Source organism: Veillonella sp. VA139 (genome assembly GCF_003992005.1).
GTDB lineage: Bacteria > Bacillota > Negativicutes > Veillonellales > Veillonellaceae > F0422.
The window spans coordinates 1-698 of record NZ_RQVL01000062.1; the positions used below are offsets into that span (position 1 = coordinate 1).

Consider the following 698-nt stretch of genomic DNA (forward strand, 5'->3'; position numbering starts at 1 on the left):
ATTTCTACTACGTCACCAACGTTGATTTGACCACGTTCTACACGGCCAGTTGCTACTGTACCACGACCAGTGATTGTGAACACGTCCTCTACAGGCATCAAGAATGTTTTGTCAGTGTCACGTTCTGGAGTTGGGATGTATTCGTCAACTTTTGCCATCAATTCGTTGATTGCTTCCACGTATGCAGCGTCGCCTTCTAAAGCTTTCAATGCAGAACCTGCCACAACTGGAATGTCATCGCCAGGGAATTCGTAGCTGGAAAGCAATTCACGGATTTCCATTTCAACTAATTCTAATAATTCTTCATCGTCAACCATGTCTTTTTTGTTCATGAATACAACGATAGCTGGTACACCAACTTGGCGAGCTAACAAGATGTGCTCACGAGTTTGTGGCATAGGGCCGTCAGCTGCGGATACAACTAGGATAGCGCCGTCCATTTGAGCAGCACCAGTGATCATGTTTTTAACATAGTCAGCATGGCCTGGGCAGTCAACGTGTGCATAGTGACGAGTATCTGTTTCGTACTCTACGTGTGCAGTGTTGATTGTGATACCGCGTTCACGTTCTTCTGGAGCTTTGTCAATCATGCTGTAGTCTTGGAAGTCAGCTTGACCTTTTTCAGCAAGAACTTTAGTGATTGCTGCTGTTAAAGTAGTTTTACCATGGTCAACGTGACCGATAGTACCAATGTTAAC

Annotated in this window: 1 protein-coding gene; it reads right to left on the reverse strand. The window is 44.8% G+C overall.

Annotation, left to right across the window (positions count from 1 at the left end):
• Positions 1-698, reverse strand: a 698-nt coding sequence (locus EO125_RS09705) for an elongation factor Tu (RefSeq protein ID WP_127148722.1), incomplete at both ends; no start/stop codon positions are given.